This is a genomic window from Mesorhizobium sp. M1A.F.Ca.IN.020.06.1.1 (assembly GCF_004023265.1).
Taxonomy (GTDB): domain Bacteria; phylum Pseudomonadota; class Alphaproteobacteria; order Rhizobiales; family Rhizobiaceae; genus Mesorhizobium.
Genome location: NZ_RZSR01000375.1, coordinates 1 through 5,283, shown reverse-complemented (window position 1 = coordinate 5,283; position 5,283 = coordinate 1). Strand labels below are relative to the sequence as shown.

Annotated in this window: 4 protein-coding genes and 1 pseudogene; 1 reads left to right on the top strand and 4 read right to left on the bottom strand. The window is 63.5% G+C overall.

Going from position 1 to position 5,283, the window contains the following annotated elements:
• Both EOA60_RS17355 and EOA60_RS17350 read right to left on the bottom strand, forming a co-directional pair.
• A partial coding sequence (locus tag EOA60_RS17355; RefSeq protein ID WP_164899368.1) for an outer membrane protein occupies nucleotides 1–640 on the bottom strand: 640 nt, incomplete at its 3' end.
• Between the two features lie 90 nt (nucleotides 641–730).
• Nucleotides 731–943, bottom strand: coding sequence for a hypothetical protein (locus tag EOA60_RS17350; protein WP_067328203.1), 213 nt, complete (start codon nucleotides 941–943; stop codon nucleotides 731–733).
• A gap of 162 nt (nucleotides 944–1,105) precedes the next feature.
• On the opposite strand from EOA60_RS17350, the gene ade reads away from it, so the two are divergent.
• On the top strand, nucleotides 1,106–2,917 hold the full coding sequence (gene ade / locus EOA60_RS17345) for an adenine deaminase (protein ID WP_095825231.1): 1,812 nt from the start codon (nucleotides 1,106–1,108) through the stop codon (nucleotides 2,915–2,917).
• Between the two features lie 60 nt (nucleotides 2,918–2,977).
• Here ade and EOA60_RS17340 read toward each other — a convergent pair.
• Nucleotides 2,978–4,141: pseudogene (locus tag EOA60_RS17340) on the bottom strand (alpha/beta hydrolase).
• 106 nt (nucleotides 4,142–4,247) lie between these two features.
• On the bottom strand, nucleotides 4,248–5,283 hold a 1,036-nt coding region (locus EOA60_RS17335; protein ID WP_245502573.1), incomplete at its 5' end, for an alpha/beta hydrolase.

Sequence of the window (5,283 nt, the reverse complement as noted above, 5' to 3'; positions counted from 1 at the left end):
GGGTATGGAGCTTCAGGTCCTGATCACGATCGGAGAAGTCGTCCGGGACGTCGAAATGCTCCTTGCCGAAATCGTAGTAACGGTATTGGGCGCCGACGACGATGTTGCTGCTCAGCGCATAGTCGACCCCGGCGCCGATCGTCCAGCCGGTGCCGGTGCGTGTCTTGGCGAAGCCGCTGCCGCCGACGTCTTGCGAGGTCTCGATACCGGCGAAGGCGACGCCCCCGACGCCATGGATTAGCCAGCGATCGACCGCCAAGCCGGCTTCGGCATTGATCGATCCCAGCCATTTGACCTCGGTGCCGACGGCATTGCCAGGGTCGAGCAAGGCCGAAGCGTCGATCGAGGCATAGTTGAGCTCAGCGCGCGCGCCGATCACCGCCTGATTGAACTGCCAGAGGCCGGCGACATGGCCGCCGACGAAGCCGCCGTCGACATCGGGAGAAGCGGCGAACGGCTCGCCTTCCGTGCCGGAGATGTCAGATGAGCCCCAGCCATAGCCGGCCTGCAGGCCGGCATAATAGCCTGTCCAATCGAAGCCCGGCGCAGTCATGGGCAGGTCGGCGATCGCGTCCGCGGCCAAGGCCGGCCCGGACAGCAGGGCGAAAAAGCCGGCACTGGCAAGTGTCAGGCGACCCATCGAGCGCTCCGAAATGGCGGTTTCGAAAACTTCTCGGTGCAACCTAGCGTTATTCGCCCGAAAACGGAATTGTATTCCTGCAACAGTGGTTTACTTCGGCGGGTTGCGCACGCGATCCTCCAGGTCGCGCTGGTTCTCCTCGGGAGTGGCCAGCCGCGTGAAAGCATATTCGGCTAGTAACGAACCGGCGATGAAGATGGCGATCGGCGCGGCCCATGCCCAGAATGAATGCAAGGTGAAGAAGGCCAGGCCGGCGCTACATGCCGACAGCATGAAAATTGCGAACCGGATCGTTTTTGCCATCTCTTCTGCAACCCAAATAGCCGGAGATCCAGTCTAGGCGAGATTTCGCCCTGCTGCCGGAGAGATCTGTCGGGAACCGGTCCTGCCTTAAAAACAAAGCAGTTTTGCCAACTGGTCAAAACCGCGCCAGCTTGGCACAGTCGGGCAAACAGGAGTTTCTTCATGGCGAGCCGCACCAATCCGACGAAACCCAAGCCCTGGACCGAAGTGGCGACGCAACTGGTCGACGTCGCGATGGGGCGCCGGGCTGCCGATCTCGTGATCCGCAACGGGCGCTGGGTGAATGTCCATTCGGGCGAGATCATTCCGGGCACCGACATCGCCGTCGCGGCCGGACGTTTCGCCTATTGCGGGCCGAATGCCGGCCACACGATCGGGCAGGGGACCAAGGTGGTCGATGCGGGCGGCCGCTATCTGGTGCCCGGCCTCTGCGATGCGCACATGCACGTCGAAAGCGGCATGGTCACGGTGACGGAATTCTGCCGCGCGGTGATCCCGCACGGCACCACCTCGATGTTCATCGATCCGCACGAGATCGCCAATGTTCTGGGCCTGCCGGGCGTTCGGCTGATGCATGACGAGGCGGTCGCGATGCCGATCAACGTCCATGTGCAAATGCCGTCCTGCGTGCCTTCGGCGCCCGGCCTGGAGCATGCCGGCGCGGAGCTTACGGTCGCAGACGTCGCCGAGGCGATGACCTGGGAGAATATCATCGGCCTTGGCGAAGTGATGAATTTCCCGGGAGTCGCCGCCAACGATCCGGTGATGTCGGGCGAGATCGCCGAGACGGTGAAGGCCGGGAAAACCGTCGGCGGCCACTATGCCTCGCGCGATCTCGGGTTGCCATTCCACGGCTATGCCGCCGGCGGCGCCGAGGATGACCATGAGGGCACGCGCGCCGAGGATGCGATCGCCCGCGTGCGCCAGGGCATGAAGGCGATGCTGAGGCTGGGGTCCGCCTGGTACGACGTCGCTGCGCAGATCAAGGCGGTCACCGAAGGCGGCATCGACCCGCGCAACTTCATCCTGTGCACCGACGACAGCCATTCCGGCACGCTGGTGCATGAGGGTCATATTGATCGGGTGGTGCGGCACGCCATCAGCCAGGGCCTGAAGCCGGTGACGGCGATCCAGATGGCGACGCTCAACACCGCCCAGCATTTCAGGCTGGAACGCGAGGTCGGTTCGATCGCGCCGGGGCGGCTGGCGGATCTTTTGATCGTCTCCGATCTTGCCCAGATGACGATAGACGAGGTCTATGGCCGCGGCGTCAGGCTGGCGAAAGCCGGCAAGCTCGAGATCGACATTCCGGCCTATGATTATCCCGGGACGGCGAAAAACACGGTCAAGCTCGGCAAAAGGCTCAAGGCGTCTGACTTTGACATCGCCGCGCCACAGGGTGCCAACGAGGTGCGGGCGCGGGTGATCGGCGTGATCGAGAACCAGGCGCCGACCAGAGCGCTCGAGGCCGACCTGCCCGTCGAGGACGGGCTGGTCGCCATGGATCGCCGCAACGACATTTGCCAGATCGCCCTGGTCGAACGCCACAGGGGCACGGGCGGCGTCACCAACGCCTTCGTGTCGGGCTTCGGCTATGTGGAAGACTGCGCGATGGCCTCGAGCGTGGCGCATGATGCGCACCACATCATCGCCGTCGGAACCAACAAGGAGGACATGGCTTTAGCCGTCAACCGGCTGAGCGAGGTCGGCGGCGGCGTCGTGCTTTACTCCAAGGGCAAGGAACTGGCGCTGGTGGAAATGCCGATCGCTGGGCTGATGTCGGACGAACGCGCCGAGATCGTCGCGGCCAAAGCCGAGCAGTTGACGGAAGCGATGCGCAAGGTCGGCTGTTCGCTCAACAACGCCTACATGCAGCATTCGCTGCTGGCGCTGGTCGTCATCCCGGAACTCAGGATTTCCGATGTCGGCCTTGTCGACGTGACGTCGTTCCAGAAGGTCAATCTGTTCATATAGCATGTGCCGATGTTCGGGTGAGGTCAGCCTGACCGAACCTCGACACGCCCTAACCGGTGCTCAGCCGCCGGTGGCGATCGTCAGCACCCTGAACGGCGTGGTGATGACCACCTCGGCGACCGAGCCGACCGCCTTGCCGAGACCCTGGCCGATATTGTTGAGCTGCGTCGGATCGGGTTCATCGGAGGCAAGACCGGCAGGCGTGCGCAGTCGATTGCCGAGCAACTGCACCAGGATCGGATTGTCGGCGAATTTAGCATGGTTCAACCGGTCTCCGCCCTTGGTTCGGGTCAGATCGACCACCGTCACGCCGTAGTTGGCGAGATCTGCCGCGTTGTCGTAATCGCCGACGCGCGGCTTTTCGCCGGAAATGAAGCTGGACAGCTAGAGCGCCCGGTCGTCGCCCGAGAGAAGGATGGCGAAAGGCTTGTCGGGCTTGCCGTAGCGGATCATCTGCTTCTTGAAGACATCGACGTCGATGTCAGGCGAGGCGAGGATGACGTAGCCGAGCTTGCCGTTGAGATCGCGGTCGCCGGTGATGGCGAGCTGGCGCAAAGCTTCCATCGTCAGCCAGGTCCCCATCGAATGGGCAATGATGTCAATGCTTTTGGCGCGTGACTTGGCAAGCATCCTCAGTGTCGCTTCCAGGTCGTCGCGCGCGGCGGTGGAGCTGTCCTTGTCATAAATGTAGCCGGTTGTCTTGCCGCTCGACGCCCACGAGAACAGCACCGGTGTGCCCGGATAATTCGTGTCGTGCGCGATCTGCGTCAGGCGGTAAACGCCATCGTCGAAGCCGTTGTTGAAGCCGTGCACGAAGACCAGGGCGCGGTCGCCGCGTATGGCAATATCGGTGCCGACCGCCTTGGCGAATTGCGAGGCGTTCCCATAGTGGACGACATCGGTTGCGGTGAACTGCCTGGCCGGAATGCTGTCGGCCGAACCCTTGGCTCGCTCGATCGCGCCAACCTGGTGGATCTTTGGAACCGTGACATCGACGCGCGCGTAGCTGGTGGTCAGCGAACGGTCGCCGTCGAAAACCTGCCGCGGGTCCTTGGTCGCCTGCTGCCGGGTCGTGGCGACGAAGATCTCGTGCTTGGCCGCAATTTCGGATGCAGGCGCGGTAACGGCCTTCCGATTGAGCAGGTCATGCGCGTTCTGCCCGGCGCAGCCCGTCAGGGCGAGCGTGAAGGCAAGGCCAAGGACGATCTTCCAACGCACGATCACCCGGGATCCCCCAAGGGCGGCAAACCTCTCGGGCTCCTTCGATAAAGCCAGCGAGCGGTCTGGTCCAGTTCAAAGTCCGTGCAGGGCGGCAACCGCGTGAACACGGTTATTGAGTGGCGAGCTGGCTGATCCGGTCGGTGACGTCGCGGTCGCTGGCAAAGCCGTCGTCCTGGCGCAGCCGCTGGCCGATCATCTTCACCAGCATCGGGTTGTCGGCGAATTTGGTGTGGTTGAAGCTGTCGTTGCCCTTCACCTTGGAGAGGTCGACCACCGTGACGCCGTAGGAGGCGAGGTCGGCCGCGTCCCTGTAGTCGCCGACGCGCGGCCGTGCACCGGCAATCAGGCCGGAGAGCCGGAGAGCGCGGTCGTCGTCCGACAGGAGCAGGATGAACGGCTTGTCGGGCTTGCCGTAGCGGCGCATCTGGCTCTTGAAGACATCGACGTCGATGTCGGGCGAGGCCAGGAGAACATCGCCGAGCTTGCCGCCGAGGTCGCGGTCACCGGTGATGGCGAGCTGTCGCAGTGTTTCCATCGTCACCCACGTCCCCATCGAATGGGCGACGATGTCGATGCGGCGCGCACCGGTCTGCGCCAGCATTCTCAGCGTCACTTCCAACTGGTCGCGGGCGGCGGCGGCACTTTCCTTGTCATAGACATAGTCGGTGGTCTTGGCGCCCGAAGCCCATGAAAAAAGCACCGGCGTGCCGGGATAGCCGGAATCATGGACGATCTGGGTCAGACGGTAGACGGCATCGTCGAAGCCGGTGTTGTAGCCGTGGACGAAGACCATGACGCGGCCGCCGCGGGCGTCGATGTCGGCATTGAGCGCGCTGGAGAATTTCGGCTGCGTGTCGTAGCCGACGACCTCGGAAGCCATGAAATATTTGGTCGGATCGTTCGACGTCCCGCGCGAGCGACGCTCGATCTGACCGGTCTCATGAACCGGCGGGACGGTGACGTTGACGCGGGCGTAATTGAGCGTCGCCGAGCGCTCGCCGTCGAAAACCTTGTTCGGGTCGTCTGAGCGCTTGCGGGTGGTGGCGATGAAGATCGAATGGTTGCCGGCGATCTCGGTCGCCGTCGTCGGCACCACGACGCTGCCCAGGATTTCCTGCGACGGTCGTCCCGCGCAGCCTACAACC

Bases quoted from the DNA above. Each gene is read 5' to 3' on its own strand.
- EOA60_RS17350 (WP_067328203.1), bottom strand. From the start codon at position 943: ATGGCAAAAACGATCCGGTTCGCAATTTTCATGCTGTCGGCATGTAGC.
- ade (WP_095825231.1), top strand. From the start codon at position 1,106: ATGGCGAGCCGCACCAATCCGACGAAACCCAAGCCCTGGACCGAAGTG.